This is a genomic window from Lactiplantibacillus plantarum, from assembly GCF_014131735.1.
Lineage (GTDB): Bacteria > Bacillota > Bacilli > Lactobacillales > Lactobacillaceae > Lactiplantibacillus > Lactiplantibacillus plantarum.
In genome coordinates this window covers 3,211,587-3,233,298 of the sequence record NZ_CP039121.1, presented here as the reverse complement: position 1 = coordinate 3,233,298, position 21,712 = coordinate 3,211,587, and the positions used below count along the sequence as shown (strand labels likewise).

General features: G+C 46.2%; 15 protein-coding genes. 14 read left to right on the top strand and 1 reads right to left on the bottom strand.

Translation table 11 applies throughout. The features are described 5' to 3' along the window. The first annotated feature begins 47 nt into the window (after positions 1–47). The 14 genes from E5260_RS15225 to E5260_RS15160 all read left to right on the top strand — a co-directional run bounded on the left by E5260_RS15225 (position 48) and on the right by E5260_RS15160 (position 20,879). A complete protein-coding gene (locus tag E5260_RS15225; RefSeq protein WP_003641636.1) occupies positions 48–2,060 on the top strand; it encodes a DHH family phosphoesterase in 2,013 nt (670 codons plus the stop codon). 12 nt (positions 2,061–2,072) lie between these two features. After that, complete coding sequence (rplI, locus tag E5260_RS15220; protein ID WP_003641637.1) at positions 2,073–2,525, top strand: 50S ribosomal protein L9; 453 nt, start codon at positions 2,073–2,075, stop codon at positions 2,523–2,525. A gap of 15 nt (positions 2,526–2,540) precedes the next feature. Continuing rightward, positions 2,541–3,965: a replicative DNA helicase gene (gene dnaB, locus E5260_RS15215; RefSeq protein WP_003641638.1), complete on the top strand. Its 1,425-nt coding sequence runs from the start codon at positions 2,541–2,543 to the stop codon at positions 3,963–3,965. 221 nt (positions 3,966–4,186) lie between these two features. Beyond that, the gene (locus E5260_RS15210) at positions 4,187–5,410 is read left to right on the top strand and encodes an MDR family MFS transporter (RefSeq protein WP_003641639.1); all 1,224 of its coding nucleotides are present in this window, start codon (positions 4,187–4,189) and stop codon (positions 5,408–5,410) included. A gap of 21 nt (positions 5,411–5,431) precedes the next feature. Further along, the gene (gene proB, locus E5260_RS15205) at positions 5,432–6,229 is read left to right on the top strand and encodes a glutamate 5-kinase (protein WP_003643611.1); all 798 of its coding nucleotides are present in this window, start codon (positions 5,432–5,434) and stop codon (positions 6,227–6,229) included. An 18-nt stretch (positions 6,230–6,247) separates the two neighbouring features. Next, positions 6,248–7,486: a glutamate-5-semialdehyde dehydrogenase gene (locus tag E5260_RS15200; protein WP_003641641.1), complete on the top strand. Its 1,239-nt coding sequence runs from the start codon at positions 6,248–6,250 to the stop codon at positions 7,484–7,486. Positions 7,487–7,946: 460 nt separating this feature from the next. Beyond that, a complete protein-coding gene (locus E5260_RS15195) occupies positions 7,947–9,563 on the top strand; it encodes a peptide ABC transporter substrate-binding protein (protein ID WP_003641642.1) in 1,617 nt (538 codons plus the stop codon). Between the two features lie 351 nt (positions 9,564–9,914). Further along, positions 9,915–11,798, top strand: coding sequence for a 1,4-alpha-glucan branching protein GlgB (glgB, locus tag E5260_RS15190; protein WP_031275296.1), 1,884 nt, complete (start codon positions 9,915–9,917; stop codon positions 11,796–11,798). Continuing rightward, entirely contained in the window at positions 11,788–12,927 is a 1,140-nt protein-coding gene (locus E5260_RS15185) for a glucose-1-phosphate adenylyltransferase (protein WP_003641645.1), read from the top strand. Before glgB ends, E5260_RS15185 begins: the two co-directional genes overlap by 11 nt. Then, positions 12,924–14,096, top strand: coding sequence for a glucose-1-phosphate adenylyltransferase subunit GlgD (gene glgD, locus E5260_RS15180; RefSeq protein WP_003641646.1), 1,173 nt, complete (start codon positions 12,924–12,926; stop codon positions 14,094–14,096). The genes E5260_RS15185 and glgD overlap by 4 nt, the downstream gene beginning before the upstream one ends. Further along, positions 14,089–15,528 carry a glycogen synthase GlgA gene (gene glgA / locus E5260_RS15175; protein ID WP_003641647.1) on the top strand — a complete coding sequence of 480 codons (1,440 nt, stop codon included), beginning with the start codon at positions 14,089–14,091 and terminating at the stop codon, positions 15,526–15,528. The genes glgD and glgA overlap by 8 nt, the downstream gene beginning before the upstream one ends. Positions 15,529–15,547: 19 nt before the next feature. After that, positions 15,548–17,944, top strand: coding sequence for a glycogen/starch/alpha-glucan phosphorylase (locus E5260_RS15170; protein ID WP_003643612.1), 2,397 nt, complete (start codon positions 15,548–15,550; stop codon positions 17,942–17,944). A gap of 17 nt (positions 17,945–17,961) precedes the next feature. After that, positions 17,962–19,779 (top strand): glycoside hydrolase family 13 protein, encoded by a 1,818-nt coding sequence (locus E5260_RS15165; protein WP_003641649.1) that lies wholly within the window; start codon positions 17,962–17,964, stop codon positions 19,777–19,779. 332 nt (positions 19,780–20,111) lie between these two features. Then, positions 20,112–20,879, top strand: a complete 768-nt coding sequence (locus E5260_RS15160; protein ID WP_003641650.1) for a Cof-type HAD-IIB family hydrolase — start codon at positions 20,112–20,114, stop codon at positions 20,877–20,879. 151 nt (positions 20,880–21,030) lie between these two features. Here E5260_RS15160 and pgmB read toward each other — a convergent pair whose 3' ends face one another. Next, positions 21,031–21,702 carry a beta-phosphoglucomutase gene (gene pgmB / locus E5260_RS15155; protein ID WP_003641651.1) on the bottom strand — a complete coding sequence of 224 codons (672 nt, stop codon included), beginning with the start codon at positions 21,700–21,702 and terminating at the stop codon, positions 21,031–21,033. Positions 21,703–21,712: the final 10 nt, after the last annotated feature.

Sequence of the window (21,712 nt, the reverse complement as noted above, 5' to 3'; positions counted from 1 at the left end):
TGTGATAAAATATAGTCATTACTGAGAAGGCTTGAGGGATTTTTAATATGAAAAAGATCTTTTCGCGTGAAAAAATTCCATTTTTCCTACAAAATCAGCAGTTACGACTCTTAGCGTTGGTTATTTTTAGCTTGTCGTTAATTATGCTCGTCACTGGTTATTTAATGAACTGGATTTTTGGGACCGTTGTCCTCATCTTGATTGTGATGGCTGTGGTGATATCTTATAATACGTTGATTGAGCTCAGTTCGAGTGCAAATGAATATATCTCAGACTTGTCGTATCGTATTAAGCGCGGCGAACAAGAGGCACTGATTCAGATGCCTATCGGAGTAATGATTTTTAATTCCGACCAGACCATCGAATGGATCAATCCTTATCTTCAGCGCTATTTCGGTGATAAGGACGTCTTAGGATACCGCTTGGAAGATATTGAGCCAACACTGGCAGCGACGCTGAACGCTCATCTGGACGAGCCCGCGACGATTCGTTGGCAAGACTACCAGTTTGATGTACGTATCCAGCAGAGCACTAATACGGTCTATATGATGGATGTGACCAAGTATGCTGAGCTGACGGATCAATTCGAAGATGAAAAACTCGTGATTGGACAAATCTTTTTGGATAATTACGATGAAATCACCCAGTCGATGACTGATACGGATATTTCCAACCTGAACAATTACGTGACCAATGAATTGTCTAAGTGGACCCAGATGTTTGGGATGTACCTGAAGCGCTTGGATGATGATCACTTCTTCTTGTTGGGCTATGCTAGTAGTTTACGACGTGTTGAAGAGAATAAGTTTCGCATTTTAGATCGAATTCGGGAGTCGACTTCTAAGCAAAATTTCCCACTAACATTGAGTATTGGGATTGCTTATGGTGAACGGAACATGAACAATTTGGCCGATTTAGCGCAGAGTAACATGGACCTTGCCTTGGGGCGGGGTGGTGACCAAGTTGTGGTGAAGTCTGAGGACGAACCTGCTCGTTTCTACGGTGGTAAAACCAACCCGATGGAAAAACGGACGCGGGTACGGGCCCGGATGATCAGTCAGACGTTACAAGAGTTAATGAATCAATCTGACCAGATCTTTGTTCAGGGGCACCGCCAACCAGATATGGATGCCGTTGGGGCCTGTCTCGGGATTCGCCGAATTGCTGAAATGAATGGTAAACAGTGTTGGATCGTCTTGGATGAGCAAAATGTGCATTCAGACATTCAGCGTTTACTGGACCAGTTGAAGTCTGATGAGAACATCGAGTCAGCGATTATCTCGCCGGAAGAAGCACTTGAGAAGGCCACTGACCAAAGTTTATTGATTATGGCTGACCATTCTAAGCCAAGTATTTCAATGTCACAGGCCCTTTATGAGCGGCTCGAAAATCGCGTTATGATTATTGATCACCATCGACGGGGCGAAGAATTTCCAGAAAACCCAGTTTTGGTTTATATTGAACCGTATGCTTCGTCGACTTGTGAGCTGATTACCGAGATGTTTGAATATCAATCGCACGATGCCGAACCAATCAATAAGATTGAGGCAACCGCAATGTTGACCGGAATCGTTATCGATACGAAGTCGTTTTCATTACGATCAGGATCGCGGACGTTTGATGCTGCTAGTTATCTACGATCAGCCGGTGCGGACTCGTTACTCGTTCAACAATTTATGAAGGAGAACGTTGATAGTTATCTACAACGCAATCATCTGATTGAAACCGTTGAATTTGTTAACCAGGATATGGCATTATGTGTTGGTGAAGATGATCAGGTCTATGACCCAGTAACGGCGGCTCAAGCTGCTGATTCACTATTATCTATGTCTGGTGTCGACGCATCATTCGTGATTACACGTCGTGAAGATGGACGGGTCGGAATTTCGGCACGATCACTTGGCGAGATCAACGTACAAGTTTATATGGAAAAATTGGGTGGTGGCGGTCATTTATCGAATGCTGCAACCCAGATTGAAGGGCAGTCAGTTGAAGCCGTCAAACAATCGTTGATTGATTTGTTAACGGCAACTGATGAGCCGACCACAGAATCTAATTAGGAGTGAGTCTAAATGCAAGTTATTTTTTTGAATGATGTCCGTGGTAAGGGCAAGCGGGGCCAAATCAAGAATGTCCCGGATGGTTACGCGCAGAACTTTTTAATTAAAAAGGGATTGGCCAAGGAAGCCACTAAAGCGGCAATCAATACGTTGAAGGCTGAACAGAAGTCTGAAGCAGCACGTGCCGCTGAGGAATTAGCCGAAGCTAAGCAAGTCAAGACAGTTTTGGAAGCTGATGAAACGGTTGTTGAATTGAAGGCCAAAGCTGGTACTGATGGTCGGTTGTTTGGGTCAATTCCTAGCAAACAAATTGCAACGGCGTTAGCTGACCAATACCAAGTTAAGCTTGATAAACGCAAGATCGAATTACCAGAACCAATTCGGGTATTAGGTTACACAAACGTGCCCGTTAAGTTACATCCAGAAGTAACGGCGAAAATTCGCGTGCACGTTGTCGAAAAGTAAAAGGACGGATCACAAATGAACAACGATGTGCTGGATCAAACCCCACCACAAAATATTGAAGCTGAAAAGGCAGTCTTGGGGGCTATTTTCTTAAACAGTGACGCCCTCGTGGAAGCGATGGAGTTTGTCGAAGCGCAAGATTTCTATCGGCGCGCACATCAGATCATTTTTGCCAGCATGGTGACTTTAAATGACCGTGACGAGGCTATTGATGCGGTGACCGTTAGTGATTTATTAACGGCCCAAAATCAATTGGATGATGTTGGTGGGATGAGCTACATTGCTGAATTAGCTGGGTCCGTACCGACTGCGGCTAACGCTGGCTACTATGCTAAGATTGTGGCGCAAAAGGCGACGGTGCGGCGGTTGATCAAGACGGCCACGGAGATTACGCAAAAGGCCTATACGGAAAATGATGACGTGACCACGTTATTAGATGACGCGGAACGCGACATTATGAACGTGTCTGAACAGCGTAATCAGAGTGGGTTTAAGTCGATTTCAGATGTGTTGAACGCGTCGATTGAAGAAATTGACCGCTTGTATCAAAATGATGATGACATTACCGGTTTACCGACTGGTTTTGCGGAGCTGGATAAAATGACCGCCGGCTTACAACCGGATAATCTGATTATTTTGGCTGCCCGGCCAGCCGTTGGTAAGACAGCCTTTGTCCTGAATATTGCCCAAAATGTGGCGACTAAAACGGATACGACAGTGGCCATTTTCAGTTTGGAAATGGGTGCCGAATCCTTAGTCAACCGGATGCTGTGTGCAGAAGGTAGTATTGACGCTGGGCATTTACGGACGGGGCAACTGAACGAAGAAGAGTGGGAACACTTGGTGGTTGCCATGGGGAGTTTGTCTAAAGCTAGTATTTTTATTGACGATACCCCCGGAATCAAGATGTCAGAAATCCGGGCCAAAAGTCGCCGCTTAGCGAAAGAGCAAGGTAACCTCGGCTTGATTGTGGTCGATTATTTGCAACTGATCGAAGGTAGTAACACAGAAAGTCGGCAACAGGAAGTTTCCGAAATTTCGCGGCAAATGAAGAAACTGGCTAAGGAACTAGGTGTTCCAGTCATTGCCTTATCACAGCTATCTCGTGGTGTTGAACAGCGTCAAGATAAGCGGCCAGTGCTTTCCGATATTCGTGAATCGGGTTCAATTGAACAAGATGCTGACATCGTTGCCTTCCTATACCGGGAAGATTATTATGATCGCGAAGGCGGCGACGATGATGATGGCGGTAATTTTGGTGGCGGTGGTGACTTTAATGGCGGCGATCCGCGGGACGAAGATGCTTCTGAGGATGTTGGTGAAGTTGAAGTGATTATCGAAAAGAACCGTGCTGGGGCGCGGGGAACGGTCAAACTATTATTTGTGAAACCATTTAATAAGTTCTCCTCAGTCTCTTATGCGCAGGATCCCCAAGCTTAATTGCAGTCGATCAATAAATTTGTTATCAAATTCCTCTTAAACTAATTAAGAGGAATTTTTTGTTTATCACGTGCCGAGGCCACTTGTTTTCCGCCAATTGGTTGGGCTGATGCACCAATTTGGCCGTGATAATAATGAGTTAGTGAGATAAATGTCCCTGTTATTTTAAATAAACTTTGCTATGATGAAAAGTAGACAGATTTAATAATGGTGGTGATGGCGTGGCACAAAAGCAACTCATTAAAACGCCGTGGCTAATTGCCGGGCAGTTTATGAATAACATTGGTATGAGTTTCATTTGGCCGTTAACGACGATCTACATGCACAATGTGTTAGGTAAGTCGTTGACGGAGACTGGAATTGTCCTGATGCTCAATTCAGTTGCCAACGTTTTGGCAAGTACGATTGGTGGGCGTATATTTGATCGAGGTAATCCTTATCACCTGTTACTGATGGGAATCACGTTGAATGGCCTCGCGAACTTTGCTCTGATCTTTTTTCATGGATGGCCGTGGTATCCGATGTTGTTAGTCGTGACCGGGTTTGCTAGTGGCTGGCTAAATACGATGTTTAATGCTTTGGCTGCCAGTGTCCCCCGCGATAAAGTGCGGCGAACGTTTACGTTGATGTATCTCGCTGCCAATCTCGGAGTTGTCTTCGGCACGATGCTGGTTGGTATCGTGTATAGCATGGGGATGGCCTTGCTATTCTCGATGACCACGAGCCTCTTCGTGATTTTCTTGATTATTGCATTATTTGAATACAATGTGGATTCGTCGAACGTGACCGGGGTTGATCCGCGCCAAGGACAAGATGTGCACTTGCCACGGGCCAATTTTCACATTGTCTGGACCTTCTTTATTAGTTTATTTATTATCTGGTTGCTATACGAACAGTGGGTCAGCAATTTATCCGTCTACATGACGAATTTGGGGATGCCGCTGCGGAATTACAGTTTTCTATGGACAATCAACGCGGGCTTACTGGTCCTTATTCAGAGTATTTTAAGTTTGCTGGGGAATCGGATTAAAAATTTATATAATCAATTTTTCTTCGGCATGCTATTCGTGGGCTTATCATTTCTATCACTTGTGATTGCGCATGATTACCCACACTTTATCTTTGCCATGATTTTATTGACGATTGGTGAAGCAACTTGGTCACCAGCCATGCCAACACTAGTGAGTCAGTTATCACCAGTTAGTGCTAAGGGGCGTTACCAAGGACTAGTACAAGCCTTTTGTGCGTTAGGGCGCTCGCTAGGGCCGTTATTTGGTGGTGTGATTATCGATAATTGGTCTTATAAGGTGCTGTTTTTGTTGGCATTTGTGGTTTTATTGATCGTGTTGGCAGTTAATATCGGTGTCGTTCACTTTAATTTACGCAAGGCCGTTAATTATATGAAGACGGACGTTCAGACCGATGTTTCACGTGAAACAAAATAATTAGAGAAGTTGGTGGCAGTAGTGAAAGTGATACGAAAACTAAAGGCTAAACGAGTCGTGATTAAAGTCGGGACAAGCACGCTAGTTTATCCAGATGGATCGATCAACTTACGGGCAATCGATCAATTAGCCTTTGTCATTAGCGCAATGCGACACCGTGGGCGTGAAGTTGTCTTGGTTTCGTCAGGGGCTATTGGTGTTGGCTTGAATTATATGGGACTCAAGCAACGTCCAAAAGCAATTCCTGAACAACAGGCGATTGCGGCGATTGGGCAAACTGAATTGATTTCGATTTACAAAGAACGTTTCGCCATTTATGAACAAAAAATTGGCCAGTTGTTATTAACACGTGATATCTTTGTTTATCCTAAGAGTCACCATAATGTGTTGAATACATTTGAGGCGCTATTAAAACAAAACGTGGTCCCAATTGTTAATGAAAATGATACGGTCGCGGTCGATGAATTGGATCATGAAACAAAGTTCGGTGATAACGATCAACTATCCGCAATCGTGGCCACGAATATCGGGGCGGATTTGTTAATCATGCTATCCGACATCGATGGCTTTTATGATGGTAATCCCAATGCGGATGCCCGAGCCCAGTTATTAGGGCACATTGAGAAGGTTGATCAACATACTTATAAGCTAGCTGGCGGTAGTGGCAGTCGGTTTGGTACTGGTGGGATGGTCACTAAGCTAAAAGCGGCAGAACGGATGATCGATGCGAATGGTCAAATGATTTTAGCCAATGGTGCGGATCCCACAATTATTTTTCAAATTTTAGCAGGCGAACCAGTCGGAACGCTATTCGGTTAAGTTGGGGAGGTTATCAAAATGGTAGATTTAGAACAGTTGGGTCAGCAGGCTCAACAAGCTAGCTATACGCTGGGGTTACTTTCAACGGCGCAAAAAAATCAAGTGTTGACCGCAATGGCAACGGCGTTAACGAGCCATCAAGATGAGATATTGGCAGCTAATGCGCAGGATTTAGAGAACCCGCAAGTACCAGTTAAGTTTGTTGACCGGCTCCGGCTAACAGCAGACCGCATCCAGGATATGGCGATCGGGCTCAAACAGGTCGTGAGTTTGCCAGATCCAATTGGAAATGTGGACCGCGCGTGGCGCAACGAGGCCGGGTTGATGATTGCCAAGGAACGGGTACCATTAGGTGTTATCGGCATGATTTTTGAAGCGCGCCCCAATGTGACGGTGGATGCATCAGCACTGTGTTTTAAAACCGGAAACGCTGTAATCTTACGCGGTGGTAAGGAAGCCCTTCACTCTAATCAAGCACTTGTCCAAGTCTTACGTGGTGCATTACGGGCCGAAGCGGTCGATGAGAATGCGATTCAACTGATTACGGATACGTCGCATGCGACTGCGGCTAAGTTCATGCAGCTCACTGATTACGTGGACGTCTTAATTCCACGCGGGAGCGCCCGTTTGATTCAAACGGTGTTGGCTAAAGCAACGGTACCCGTTATTGAAACGGGAGCCGGTAATTGTCACGTATACGTGGACAAAGACGCGCAATTGCAAATGGCAACCGATATCGTGATCAATGGGAAAGTTCAGCGGCCATCAGTTTGCAACGCCACTGAAAAGCTTCTAATTCATCGTGAGGTTGCGGCCGATTATTTACCTAGCATGATTCAGGCACTTCGTGAACAAGGCGTAGAAGTACGCGGGGATGCCGCAACTCAAGCCATTGTTCCTGATGTGGTTCCAGCAACGGATGCGGACTGGGGAACGGAATATAATGATTTAATTATTGCAGTGAAAGTTGTTGATTCAGAAGCAGCGGCCATTACGCACATCAATCGTTACAATACCCAACATTCCGAAGCTATTGTGACGGATAATTATCAAGCTGGGAAGCTCTTCCAGCAACGGGTCAACGCAGCGTGTGTTTATATCAATGCTTCCACCCGGTTTACGGATGGCTTTGAATTTGGATTTGGCGCTGAAATCGGGATCTCAACGCAGAAGTTACATGCTCGCGGTCCGATGGGATTAGCGGAATTAACATCTTATAAATACGTCATTGATGGCAATGGTCAGATTCGCCATTGATGGGCAAGTATCGTTATTAGTCAGTATATCGGCTAATAGCGATTTTTTTATTGCCGATTGGGGGGACAAGTGTTTATCCGATTTTTGACTTCTTGATTTAATAACCCACCATAGCCGGTCTAGTTTTAAGCTCGCGTACCATACGTTTGGTTCAAAAGCGCAAGCTAGTTTCGGCCTGAATAGTGAAGGCATAATACCATGGTGACTTAGAATGCTGAGCGAAACTTTTAGTTGACAGATGTAAACTTAAAAGCTAATCTTATCTTAATTAGTTTTTAATCTAAGGGGAGGAATCATGATGATGAACGCAGGATTGCAAAACGTTATTGTAGTCGTGAAAACCAGTAATTACCGGTTTACCACGGATAACGGAGGCTTACCGTTGATGTGTTGTTGTCGGCGCCAATCGAAGTATCGTTGCCAGTAACCGACATCATCGTTAAGTTAGGAGTCATCATTCATGAAAAAAAGAATATGGATCAGCAGTATTGCTATTGTAGCCCTAGGATTAGTGTTAACTGGCTGCGGTAGCCAGCAGAGTAGTCAGCAGAAGACGTTGAACGTAACGGCGACCCAGTCGATTGCGACCGCTGATCCTAATAAGGCCGACGATATCGCTAGTCAGGCCGCTATTGCTCAGTTTATGGAAGGCTTGTACACAACTAATCAAAAGGGGAAAGTCGTGCCGGCAATTGCCAAGAAAGTCGTCAAACCGACTAATAATGGGAAGACTTATACCTTTAATTTGCGGCACAATGCCAAGTGGTCGAATGGAAAAAAGGTCACGGCCGCTGACTTTGTTTATTCCGTGCAACGCCAGGTCGATCCGAATACCAAGTCACAGGAAGTCGGACACGTTGCTGAAATCAAGAATGCAACGGCAATCACGGCTGGTAAGAAGGCGGTGAAGACCTTAGGCGTTAAAGCGTTGGGTAAGTATAAGTTACAAATTACATTGCAACAGCGCGTGCCGTATTTTAATTATCGGCTAGCCACAGAGATCTATCCGTTAAACAAACAATTTACTGAGAAATACGGGAATAAGTATGGGACATCGGCACAGCGAACGCTCTCTAATGGTCCCTATGTCTTGAAGAGTTGGAATGGGACGAATGACACGTGGAAATATGTGAAGAACCCGTATTATTATGACCGTAAACAGGTCCGAATCAAGAATATTAAGGTGCAGACGGTCAAAAATAACAGTACGGCCGAGAACCTCTTCCAAAGCAATGAGGTCCAAGTCACCCAGATTACGGGCACCCAAGTATCGGCAGCTGAGCAAGGGTCACTAAAAAGTCAGATGAAGGTTACGAAGTTAAATCAACTCTACTTCATGTTGTGGAACCAGAAGCGCTCAGCATTGCAGAATACTGACTTGCGGCGTGCTGTGAGTTACGCTTTGAATCGCCAGTCATTGGTTAAGAACGTTCTCAAAGACGGCTCAGTAGCGGCGACGTCATTAGTTCCTGCTGGCAATACCAAGAACCCGACAACAGGGAAAGATTTTAATACGGATACCGGAAATTTGTATCCATACAGTCCAGCAAAGGCTAAACAGTATTGGCAGAAGGCTCAGGCGAGCTTAGGAAAGCAAAAGTTAACACTGCAATTATTGACGAACGATAATGATATTAATAAGTCGGTGGCAGAATATATTCAAGCTGCAATTGAGAAAAATCTTAGTGGTGTCACGGTCAATGTCAAGTCAGTACCACTGACAAATGAGATTTCAACTTTAAGCAAGGGTGATTTTGACTTTGCCACGTTGTCGTGGTCGAGTGATTTCCAAGATCCAGTTGATTTCTTGAATAAGGCTTCGATAACTAATTCTGTCAACTTTGGGAAGTTTAACAATGCGAAATATGAGCAATTAATCTCAACGATTACGGCCGATAAGCAGTCAACTAAGGCCCGATATCAGACGATGCAGCAAGCGGCTAAGCTAGTCGCTCAGCAACAGGGGGTCACACCGATTTATCAAACTGCTGCTGCTCACTTGATCAGTAACAAGGTTGGTGGGGTTCACTTCACATTGTTGCGAGACGCCCTTTATCGCTATGCCTACTGGAAGTAATCAGTCAGATAAATATTATTAATTTGATAGAAATGTAATTGAATAAATCAACTAGCCCGAAAAAACGCGTTTTTTCGGGCTTTTTTTGATGTTTTGGCAAACGGCGCAATAAAACGGATAACCACGGGCTTAACTGTGAATAGTTGTCCTGAATCAGTTTGCAGTGTTCTGGGTGACCAGTCATAATAATCGTTATCTTTTAGGGGTTTGTGCCCTGTTTGACCACTAAGTAAGGCGACCTTATCAAGGATAGGCAAACACCCTGTCACCTTCTTATAATAAGATTAATTTTATAAACTGCTCAGTTAATCACATAGGGGGTGTGATGCTTTGGTTAAACAAACTACGGAAATGAATGATGCAAGTTACTTATTTAATACCGGCGCAGGATTTAATAGTCAGGATTACTTAGGCTGTCATTTGGCCGCATCTGGTCGGGCGGTATTTCGCGTCTGGGCGCCGCATGCTAAGGCGGTCGGGGTTGTTGGCGATTTTAATGACTGGCAACCAAGCGCACTAAAGTTATTAGGGGCGACTGGGATTTGGCAAGGACAAGTTCCGAACGTTCATGCGGGTCAGTTATACAAGTTTCAGATCACAACACCAACTGGCCAAGTGCAACTAAAGATTGACCCGTTTGCACAACAGTTCGAACGAAAACCGGGGGATGCGGCCGTAGTTGTTGAGCCGATGACGATGCGTTGGCACGATAGTTTGTGGCTAGCTCGCCGGAAGAAGTCGCGCGCTGCCAATCGGCCAATTAACATTTATGAGGTGCACTTAGGTTCGTGGCGCCGTCATCTTGATGGTAGCTACTACACTTATGCGGAATTAGCCGCTGAACTGATTCCCTATGTAAAACAACGGGGCTATACCCACATTGAATTAATGCCCGTGATGGAACATTTATTAGATGCGTCTTGGGGTTATCAGCAATTAGGGTATTTTGCGCCAACCAGTCGTTTTGGCAAGCGTGACAGTTTTCTCAGCTTTGTTGACCAGTGTCACCAAGCGAATATCGGGGTATTCGTTGATTGGGTACCGGGTCACTTTATTCGCAATTATGATGCGTTGTACCAGTATGATGGTACGCCGACATTTGAATACGCTGATCCTGAGCGCGCGAATAACCGTCGTTGGGGGGCGTGGAATTTTGATCTCGGTAAAACACAGGTTCAGAGTTTTCTGATTTCAAGCGCCGAATATTGGCTCGACCAGTGTCATCTAGATGGCTTGCGAGTGGATGCTGTCTCTAACATGTTGTATTGCGACTATGATGAAGGGCGCGAAGGGCAGGTTAATCAGTATGGGGATAATCGTAATTTAGAAGGCATCGCCTTTTTACAAAAGTTGAACACCACGGTCTTAACCCACCATCCCGATATCTTGATGATTGCGGAAGAGTCGTCCGCCTATCCGCAGGTTACGGGTTCGGTGGCCAATGGCGGATTGGGATTTAACTATAAGTGGAACATGGGGTGGATGCACGATACCCTGGATTTCTTTATGATGGATCCGTTATATCGGCACGATCACTTTAATCTACTGACATTTGCATTCGTGTACATGTTCGATGAACGGTTTATTCTACCGTTTTCACATGATGAAGTCGTGCACGGCAAGAAATCATTAATGCATAAAATGCCGGGGGACCGCTATAATCAGTTTGCAAATTTGCGGACGATGCTAACTTATATGGCTGCCTTTCCAGGAAAACAACTGAATTTTATGGGTTCAGAGTGGGGGCAGTTTCTAGAGTGGCGGGACTGGAGTGCGTTGGAATGGGTCGACTTAAAGGATGATCTCAACCATCGGATGCAACAGTTCACAACGCAACTGAACGCGGTCTATCGGCACAATCGGCCGTTGTGGGAACAAGACCATGATCCTGCGGGGATTATTTATACACATACCGATGATCCTGACAGTTCGACCATGGGGTTTATCCGGCAGGCCAAACGAAAATACAGTTTTGTGGTCGCTGCTTTCAATTTTGTTCCTGTTGAACGTCAAGATTACCGGATTGGCGTACCGTATCGTGGCCGTTATGAGTTGTTACTCAATACTGAAGCGCAGGCTTTTGGCGGCACGTGGACAAAGCTAGAAACAACGTTTACGGCGGTCGATAAGCCGTATCGGGGGCAACCAGCTAGTTTTACCGTGACCTTGCCGGCGATGGGTGCATTGTTGATTCGACCAGTTAAAGTGATAGGGGGAGTTAAGCATGCAAGATGAAATGTTAGGGATTATTTTAGCGGGCGGTCAGGGCACCCGGCTTGGTAAGTTGACAAAGGATACGGCTAAGCCCGCCGTGCCATTCGGCGGTCGTTACCGAATTATTGATTTTACACTCAGCAACTGTGCTAACTCGGGTGTGAATACTGTTGGGGTTATCACGCAATATCAACCCCTAGAACTGAATGCACATATTGGTAGCGGTGCGAGCTGGGGCTTTGATAGCTTAAATGGTGGGGTGACGGTTTTACAACCATACTCGTCTAGTGAAGGTGAGAAGTTCTTTCAAGGGACGGCGCACGCCATTTATCAAAATATCGAATATATTGATCAACAAGACCCCAAGTACCTGCTCGTCTTATCTGGCGATCATATTTATAAGATGGATTATGACGCTATGCTGAAATATCATCAGGAGAAGAAGGCTTCGTTGACCGTTGGGGTGATCCACGTGACTAACGAAGAAGCCAAACGCTTTGGCATGATGAATACGGATGCGACGGATCGAATCATTGAGTTTGAGGAAAAACCGGAACATCCTAAGAGTGATAAAGCCTCGATGGGTATTTATATCTTCAATTGGCCGACTTTGCGGGATTACTTAGTTAAGAGTTATGCTACCGATAAGTCACTTGAAGACTTTGGTAAAAATGTCATTCCATCATACTTAGCCAATAATGAATCCGTTTACGCTTATGCTTTTAAGGGTTACTGGCGAGATGTTGGAACGATTAAGAGTCTGTGGCAAGCCAATATGGAATTCCTATCGCCCCATAACCGGTTAAATATCGGCGATCGTTACTGGCGGATTTACTCTAAAGCAGAGGTGCTACCACCGATGTTTTTGACGGAAACGAGCCAGGTCAATAATGCCATGGTCGTTGATAGTTGTTACGTTGCGGGCGAAATTGATCATTCAATCTTATCGCAACGCGTGTCAGTTGGGATGGGTAGTCGCGTGGTTGACAGTATGATTATGCCCGGTGCAACGATTGGAAAAAATGTGGTGATTGACCACGCATTGATTGGCGAAGATGCAGTGATTGGTGATGATGCCCAGATTATTGGTACGACTGATAAGATTGCAGTTGTTGGGTATCACGAAACGATGGGGGTGGAACAACCATGAGACGTGAACAAGTGAGTGCCATTATTAATTTACTGGAACCAAGTGACGCGTTACAACCATTGACTGCAGTTCGGCCAGTTGGAATGTTACCCTTTGGTGGTCGTTATCGGTTGGTTGATTTTCAATTATCGAGTGTCATCAATGCGGGGATTCAAAATGTGATGGTGACGGTCCCGCGGTCAGGGCGTTCCGTGGCTGACCATTTGCGTAGCGGGCGTGACTGGAGCCTGAACACAATTCGCGGCGGCCTATTCTTGTCCCCATACAATGACTTGAAATTAGTGGCGCCAGAAAAGAAGGCCGCATTACTGCACCATTACTATGATAATTCGATTCAGTTTCTGAAATGCAGCCAGAGTGAGTACTCGGTAGTGATGAGTACTCGCAATGTTGGTAATATTGATTTAAAGGCGCTACTACGGTATCACGAGGAACGTAACAGTCCCGTGACGGCGGTTTATAAGCGCGTTGATCCAGCTAGTTTGATTCCCGAAAATACAATCTTACAATTGACTGCTAAGGGAGAAGCAACGGCGGTCGTTCCGATGAGCAAGGCCAAGATTAGCCCGAAGACGAAACAAGTTGCCAAGAGCATGGCTATTTACTTGATGAGTACGGTCGATTTAATCGAATTATTGCAGTCGGCCAATCAACGGGGTGACATGATCAGCCTAGAGGAATTGATGCGGCAAGCAGTCATCCAACATAACGCTAATGCTTTTGAATATACGGGCTTTCAGGCGAATATTCATGATATCAACAGCTACTTTGCGGCCAATATGGCCGTTTTGGATGAAGCTAATTTCCGAGCGTTATTCTACAGTTCGCGCCGTATTTACACCAAGGTCAAAAATGAAATCCCGACGTTCTTTGCGACTGGTTCACAGTGTCGTGATAGTTTATGTGGTACTGGGGGCTATATTGAAGGGCAACTTGACCACTCCGTCATCTTTCGGGATGTACTGATTAATCGTGATAGCCAAGTTAAAAATGCCATCATTATGCAGGGGGCCCGGATCGGTGCCGGTTGTAAGTTAGAAAACGTCATTATCGATAAAGACGCCGTAATCGGGCCCAACCTAGTGCTTAAAGGAACTTCAACGACACCGTTAGTCATCAGCAAAGGGCAGCACGTCTTTCAACAAGCGGAGGTGGCTGTGCATGACTAGGGTATTATTCGCGGCGGCAGAAGCGGCCCCTTTTTATAAGACTGGTGGCTTAGGCGATGTTAGTATGGCGTTACCGCGCGCCTTGCAAGCGGAAGGAATCGAGACGCGTGTAGTGATTCCGTATTACCCTCACCAGATGCCGACCGAATATCAGCAGCAGTTAGTGCCAGTGACGCATTTTACTGTTCAAGTGGGTGAACATGCGATGTATTGCGGTATTAAAACTCTGACAGTCGCGCACGTTCAGTATTATCTAATTGATAATTTAGATTATTTTGGTCGTGAAGGATTATATGGTTATTGGGATGATGGTGCACGCTTTGCCTTCTTTCAGATGGCGGTTTGTGAAATGATGGAGCAGATCGATTATATCCCTGATATTTTACAACTCAATGATTGGCATACGGCGTTTATTCCTGTCTTGCTAGCTGAAAAGTACTATTGGATCGAAGCGTATCGTGATATTAAAACGGTGCTGACGATTCATAACTTACAGTTTCAAGGTGTCTACGATCCGATTATTTTGGATAGTCTCTTTCGAATCGGAACTGAGACTTACACCGAAGCCGGCGTGGCGTTTTACGATCAAGTGAACTGGCTGAAGGGCGGTATTAACTTTGCAGATGCCGTTAATACGGTGTCACCGACCTACGCACAAGAGATTCAAACACCAGCTTTTGGGGAACGTCTCGACGGGGTACTGCGGGCCAATCGGTACAAACTGAGTGGGATTCTTAATGGCATTGATATGCAATTATACGATCCCGCAACCGACCTGGCACTAACGGCGAATTATTCGGCTAAGAATTTGAAACCTAAACGTCAGAATAAACGTGCTTTACAGCGCCGATTAGGGTTGCCTGTCAAAAACGTGCCGGTATTGGCAGTCGTTTCTCGGTTAACGAAGCAAAAGGGTATCGACCTCTTGCTGGATGCATTGAATCCATTCTTGCAGCAACAAGATGTGCAACTCATTGTTTTGGGAACGGGTGACCCAGCATTGGAACGCGCGTTACGCACCTATCAGTCGGCGTATCCGCAAAAGGTGGTCGCCGCGATTCAATTTGATACGCAGCTAGCTCAGCAAATCTATGCGGCCAGTGATATCTTTCTTATGCCTTCTGCCTTTGAACCGTGTGGCTTGTCGCAGATGATGGCGATGCATTACGGGACGTTACCGATCGTGCACGCGGTCGGTGGGTTGCGGGACACGGTCATTCCGTACAATCGCTATACCGATCAGGGAACCGGCTTTAGCTTTGACGACTACCAGCCAGCGGTTCTACGTAAAATTATGGTTCTAGCCGTGACCTTATATCGGCAGCATCCACTGGTTTGGCGGCAGCTGCAGCACCAAGCAATGACTTGTGATTTTGGCTGGGAACATTCTGCACAGCAGTACCGTGCGACTTATCAGAAGCTAATGCGTTAGGTTTGATGGGGGTGTGAATTTGAAATTAACGTGTGCGCAATTTAAAAAGGACTTTCTAAGTGAAATTGAGACCTTGTATTCAACATCGCTGAGTGACACCTCGACGATTGGGCAATTTATTGCACTGGGACAGCTAGTTCGGCGCTATAACAGTCAGAGTTGGACACGAACAGCTAAATTTTACCGCGATCATCATCAGAAACAAGTCTATTATTTTTCCATCGAGTTCTTGCCGGGACGCTTACTCGCTTCTAATTTGTTGAATCTCAACTTATTGACGACGGTAAAAAAAGGGCTAACGGAATTAGGCTTAGACTTTGAGACAATCAGTCAGGCTGAACCTGATCCGGCGCTTGGTAACGGAGGATTAGGTCGGTTGGCAGCCTGTTATATGGACGCGATGGCTAGTTTGAAAATTGCCGGCAACGGTAACGGCATCCGCTATCGTTACGGCTTGTTCAAACAAGTTTTCATGGATGGCTATCAAGTAGAATTACCCGATGATTGGCTCCATCATGGCAACGTGTGGGAGACCCGGCGCGATAACAAGAGCTGCATTGTCCAGTTCGGCGGCAATGTGTGGTTACAACCGCAAGCGGATGGTAGTTTACAACCGCAATCTGAAAATACGGAAGACGTGCTAGCGGTTCCTTACGACGTTGGTATCGTCGGGTATCACAACGATATTACGAACACCTTGCGTTTGTGGTCCGCGGAGTTACCACCCAGTGCGACCTATTCTTCGCAGGATCAGCGTGATCGAATCAGTGAGATTACCAAGGTCTTGTATCCTGACGATTCTAACTCGGCCGGGCAACAACTGCGTTTACGCCAAGAATACTTTTTCTCTTCTGCGGGTGTTCAAAGTATCGTGCGTGATTTTTGTGCGACGCACCATGGCATCAAATTGTTAGGCAAAAAGGTCGCGATTCACATTAACGATACGCACCCGACGCTGGTGATCCCTGAGATGATGCGGCTATTAATGGATGAACATCACTGTTCATGGGAAGTTGCGTGGACGTTAACGACGCAAGTCATGAGTTACACGAACCATACGATTTTACAAGAGGCCCTCGAGACTTGGCCAATCGATATGTTTAAAAACCTGCTACCTCGGATTTATCAGATTATTGCGGAAATCGACCGGCGCTACCGGGAACAACAAACGCCGATTTTTGGCAAAGCGCTCGTTGATCAGACGGCGCCTTTAGGCAACGGACAAGTACGGATGGCCTACCTAGCTGTGATTGGGAGTCACAGTGTGAACGGTGTCGCGCCACTGCATACGGAATTACTGAAAACGGATGTGTTACGGGGCCTGTATCAAGTTTATCCGGAGCGGTTTAATAATAAGACGAATGGCATTGCAACCCGGCGGTGGGTTCAATTGGCGAACCAACCACTAGCGCAATTGATTGATCAGACGATTGGTTCGGACTGGCGGCGGCAACCAGATTTATTACAGACGCTACTGCCGTATCAACAAGATGACCACTTTTTGTACCAGTTAGGTCAAGTTAAACTGACTAACAAGCAAGCTTTAGCCGCGTACGTTCAGCGTACTATGGGGATCAAGATTCGCACCGACGCGATTTACGATGTTCAAATCAAACGGTTGCATGCTTATAAGCGGCAACTCCTACACGTCTTTGAAATCTTGCGCGAGTATTTTGCCATTAAGGATCATCCGCAACAGCCAGTCGTGCCGCGAGTACACATTTTCGGTGCCAAGGCGGCTCCTAGTTATCACTATGCCAAGGCGATTATCAAACTCATTAATGTCGTCGCTGACATGGTGAATCAGGACCCGGCGATTGGTGATCGGTTAAAGATCGTCTTTATTCCGAACTACGGGGTCTCCATTGCCGAACTGATCATTCCCGCCGCCGACGTTAGCGAGCAGATTTCAACGGCCTCCAAAGAAGCGTCGGGGACTAGTAACATGAAACTGATGGCCAACGGTGCATTATCATTGGCAACGTATGACGGCGCGAATATCGACATTATGCAAGCGGCGGGTGCTGAAAATGAATATCCGTTTGGGCTTAAGGTCAATGAAGTGTACGACTATTACCATCGCGGCAACTATCACGCCGCTGACTTTTACGATGCTGATCCTGAATTAAAACGGCTCTTAGATAGTTTGATTGATGGCACGATTCCGGGAATTCCAACGGTTGGTCGGGAAATCTATGATTCATTACTGCGGTATAATGATGAATTCTTTGTCTTAGCCGATTACCGGGCTTATGTCACCCAACAACAGCAGATCAGTCGTGATTTTCAAAATCAACCCACTTGGCAACAACGCTCGTTAGCCAATATTGCCGCTTCGGGACACTTTGCCGCGGACTTAGCAGTGGCGCGGTATGCTGACGATATTTGGCAAGTGCCCCACGAACGACTGAATTAAGAAAGGAAGGGTGACGGATGCAGGTAACGTATAACTCATTTTTACCCACGTATAAGACGCCCTTTGGTGCCGTGACCCGCCAGACACCCGTTCAATTCACAATCAGTGTTCAGACAGTAACGCCGGTTAAGCAGATTGATTTATGCGTGGCTCATGATGGTCAGTGGGATGATGAACAGGCCTTACCGTTACATCCAATCAGTCCCACAATGTATACGGCCACGTTTATACCGACCCAGGTTGGCCTGTACTTCTACTATTTTCGGATTGAAACGGCGACCATGACCGCTTATTATGGTTGCGTTGATGGTGGTTATGGTGGCCCGGGCGTTCAATACGTCTTGCGCGAGCATGTTCAAATGTATCAATTGACAATCTTGAAAGCAGTAGAAACATTGCCACAATGGTATCGTGAAGGGGTTGCTTATCAGATCTTTGTTGACCGCTTCAATAATGGCAACGCGGATGGCCACGTTAATGCGCCCAAGCCAAATAGCTTTATTTATGGTCAACTAACGGATCGCCCACTATACGTGCGTGATGAACACCGGGCGATTTTACGCTGGGATTTTTACGGTGGTAATTTGCGCGGTATTAGTGCTAAGATTCCATATTTACAGCGACTCGGTGTGACAATTATTTATCTGACGCCGATCTTTGAGGCCAGCAGTAATCATCGGTATGATACGGGTGACTATCTGAAGATTGATCCGGTCGTCGGCGATTTGACGGACTTTGATAACCTGGTCGCGGCCGTACACCGGGCCGGTATGCGACTGATCTTAGACGGTGTTTTTAACCATGTTGGTGTGGATTCTAAGTATTTCAATCAGGCGGGCCATTACCCGACGGTTGGGGCAACTCAGTCGACCACGAGTCCGTACTACCCGTGGTTCACATTCATTCATTATCCCCACGATTACGATAGCTGGTGGGGCATCCGTGATCTGCCGACAGTTGATAAAGACGATCCAACATACCGCGATTTTATCTTTGGTAAACCCGATTCGGTCATTGATTATTGGACGCAACGCGGTGTGGATGGCTGGCGCCTAGATGTCGCGGATGAGTTGCCAGACGATTTCATTGCTGAAATTCGACGGACCCTTGACCGTTATCCGGATAAGGTTTTGATCGGTGAAGTTTGGGAGGATGCCTCTCATAAATTAGCGTATGGGATGCGCCGGCACTACTTAGAGGGCGGCGGCTTACAGGCTGTCATGAATTATCCGCTCCGCCGCTTGATTATTCACGTTTTAAACGGCACGCTAACACCGGCCGAATGGTGGCGTGAACTAATGACCCTCAAGGAAAATTATCCCGCTACGACGTTTCGCTTTAACTTCAATAACATCGGTAGCCATGATACGCCCAGAATCCTGACTATGTTAGCCGAAGATCGCCAACGCCTACGTTTGGCCGTCCAACTACTCTTGACGCTTCCAGGTGTACCGTGCCTGTATTACGGTGATGAGGCGTTGATGATGGGGGGGAAAGACCCTGATAACCGTGCGTTTTATCCGTGGCAGGACGCAGATCAGGCGCAAGTTCAGTTTGTCGCTGACTGGGCGAATTGGCGTCAACGGCACCCGTGGTTAAACACAGCCCACTTTGTGCCGTTTTACTTGGCAGATTATGGCATTGGCTACCTTTATTGGCAGGCTGATCAGACCGTGATGGTGATTGTCAATGTGACTACTGAGCCGCGAACCATGACGAGTCACGATTTAAAGTTGAGTGGTGTGCCCATAAAATTAGCACAAGCGATTCAACGCTGCCTTGTGACGCAGACGCTGGGTGGTGAACAGTTGCGCCTTATTGAAAACTTTACCTAAATTTTACAGGAACTTGATGATTGTTAGTACGGTTCAGCCGTATAGTATAATTGTACTTTTTAATAGCACCCCGCTATTGATTATGTATTACGAAGTACTCATCGATCCTTAATGAGACGTAGGCACATTAGTGCGTGGCTTTCCTTGATTGGCCACGCATTTTTGTGCGCTTATAAGCAGAATGTCTGCGTTGTTCAGACGAGGTGCTTATAATAAAGGTAAACACTAAAGCACCTTTTCGGATGGTTTTAAATAGACGTCATCACGAAGGTAATTAGTGTATTGGTGGCGCTGGTTATTGGCCAGTGACTGATTAATTAGGGGGTAATTGGTTGTATCAAGCAGTAGTGTTTTTTGATTTGGATGGAACGTTAATGCAGGACGATAAGACGGTTGCGGCCAGCAGTGTGCGGGCAATCCAGCAATTACGAGCTAACCACGTCCTACCCGTCATTGCCACGGGTCGCAATGTATTCGAAGTTCAAGATGTGATGACAACGACGGGGATCGATTCAATCGTCAGTGCGAATGGGAGTTACGTCGCGTATCAAGGGCAGTTTTTGAGTGCGCACGAACTGGATAAGGAGCTTTTGACCGATATTACTCATTTTGCCAATCGCCAACAGAATGCGCTAGCTTATTATAATAACGCCGGTTTTGCGTTAAGCCATCGTGATGCATTGACAACCAGTAATTATCGGGCACTCAGACAGACGGCCCGGGTCGCACCGCACTTTTATGAACATCAACATATTAATTTCTTACTGACGTTTGATCCGTTGAATGCGGCGCAATATCGGCAGCGATATCGAGGCCGACTACATTTTGTTCGTAATAATCCGCGTGCGCTGGACACTATGCAATGGGGCGTCTCCAAGGCGGTTGGAATTCAGGATATCTTAACCAAGGCGCATTTAACTAAGGTACCGACCTATGCGTTTGGTGATCAATTAAATGATATTGAGATGTTCCGAATGATCCAGACACCGATTGCAATGGGCAATGGTCATCCGCAGGTCAAACAACTCGCGCGGTACGTGACCGCTGACAACATGCACGGCGGGATTGCCCAAGGATTGCAACATTTTGATTTGATTTGAGAATTGACAGCTAGTCTGATAATTATAAGCTTCCAGTGAGCAGTCCAACTGGTGAGATTAGCGACTGGCTTAAACAAAACAAACCGGATTTGGTAACCATGACGTGGTCGCCAAATCCGGTTTGTTTTGTGATGAGTTTAATGGAAATACGTTAGTTTAGTTGTGCCTTAATATTGGCGAGTGTGAGCTGAGTCGTATCGGTAAAATTGATATCTGCCGCCGCTAAAACGGTCGGGTCACCAATACCGATGGCAGTTTCGCCAGCGCCTTTGATCGATTGTACGCCAGCCGCCGCGTCCTCGACACCAATACAGTCAGCTGGATTAAGGCCTAAAATCTCAGCACCGCGCCGAAAAATCTCGGGATCAGGTTTACCGTGTTTGAGACTAGCGGGGTCGACGGCCTTCGTAAAGTAGTCACTAAGACCGAGTTTACGTAGCACAAGCGGAGCATTTTTTGATGCTGAAGCGAGTGACAATGCGTAGCCAGCCGTTGTTAATTCAGTCAAAAAGGCGGTGATGCCTGGTAGAATGTTGGCTGGGGTCATTTGGTTAACGAGCTGCAAATAATTGGTGTTCTTTTCCGTAGCTAGCGCTTGTTTTTGGGCCGGTGTGAAGTCATTTTCTCGGTGCCCTTGAGCTAGAATGAGGTTGAGTGAATCCATCCGACTGATACCTTTGAGCGCGTCAGCTAATTGATCATTCCAACTGACCCCGACTTTATCGGCGATCTGGTGCCAAGCTTGGCTATGAAAAGTAGATGTGTCCGTGATAACGCCATCGAGGTCAAAGACAAACCCCTTGATTGCTGCAAATTTAACCATGTTGATTGCC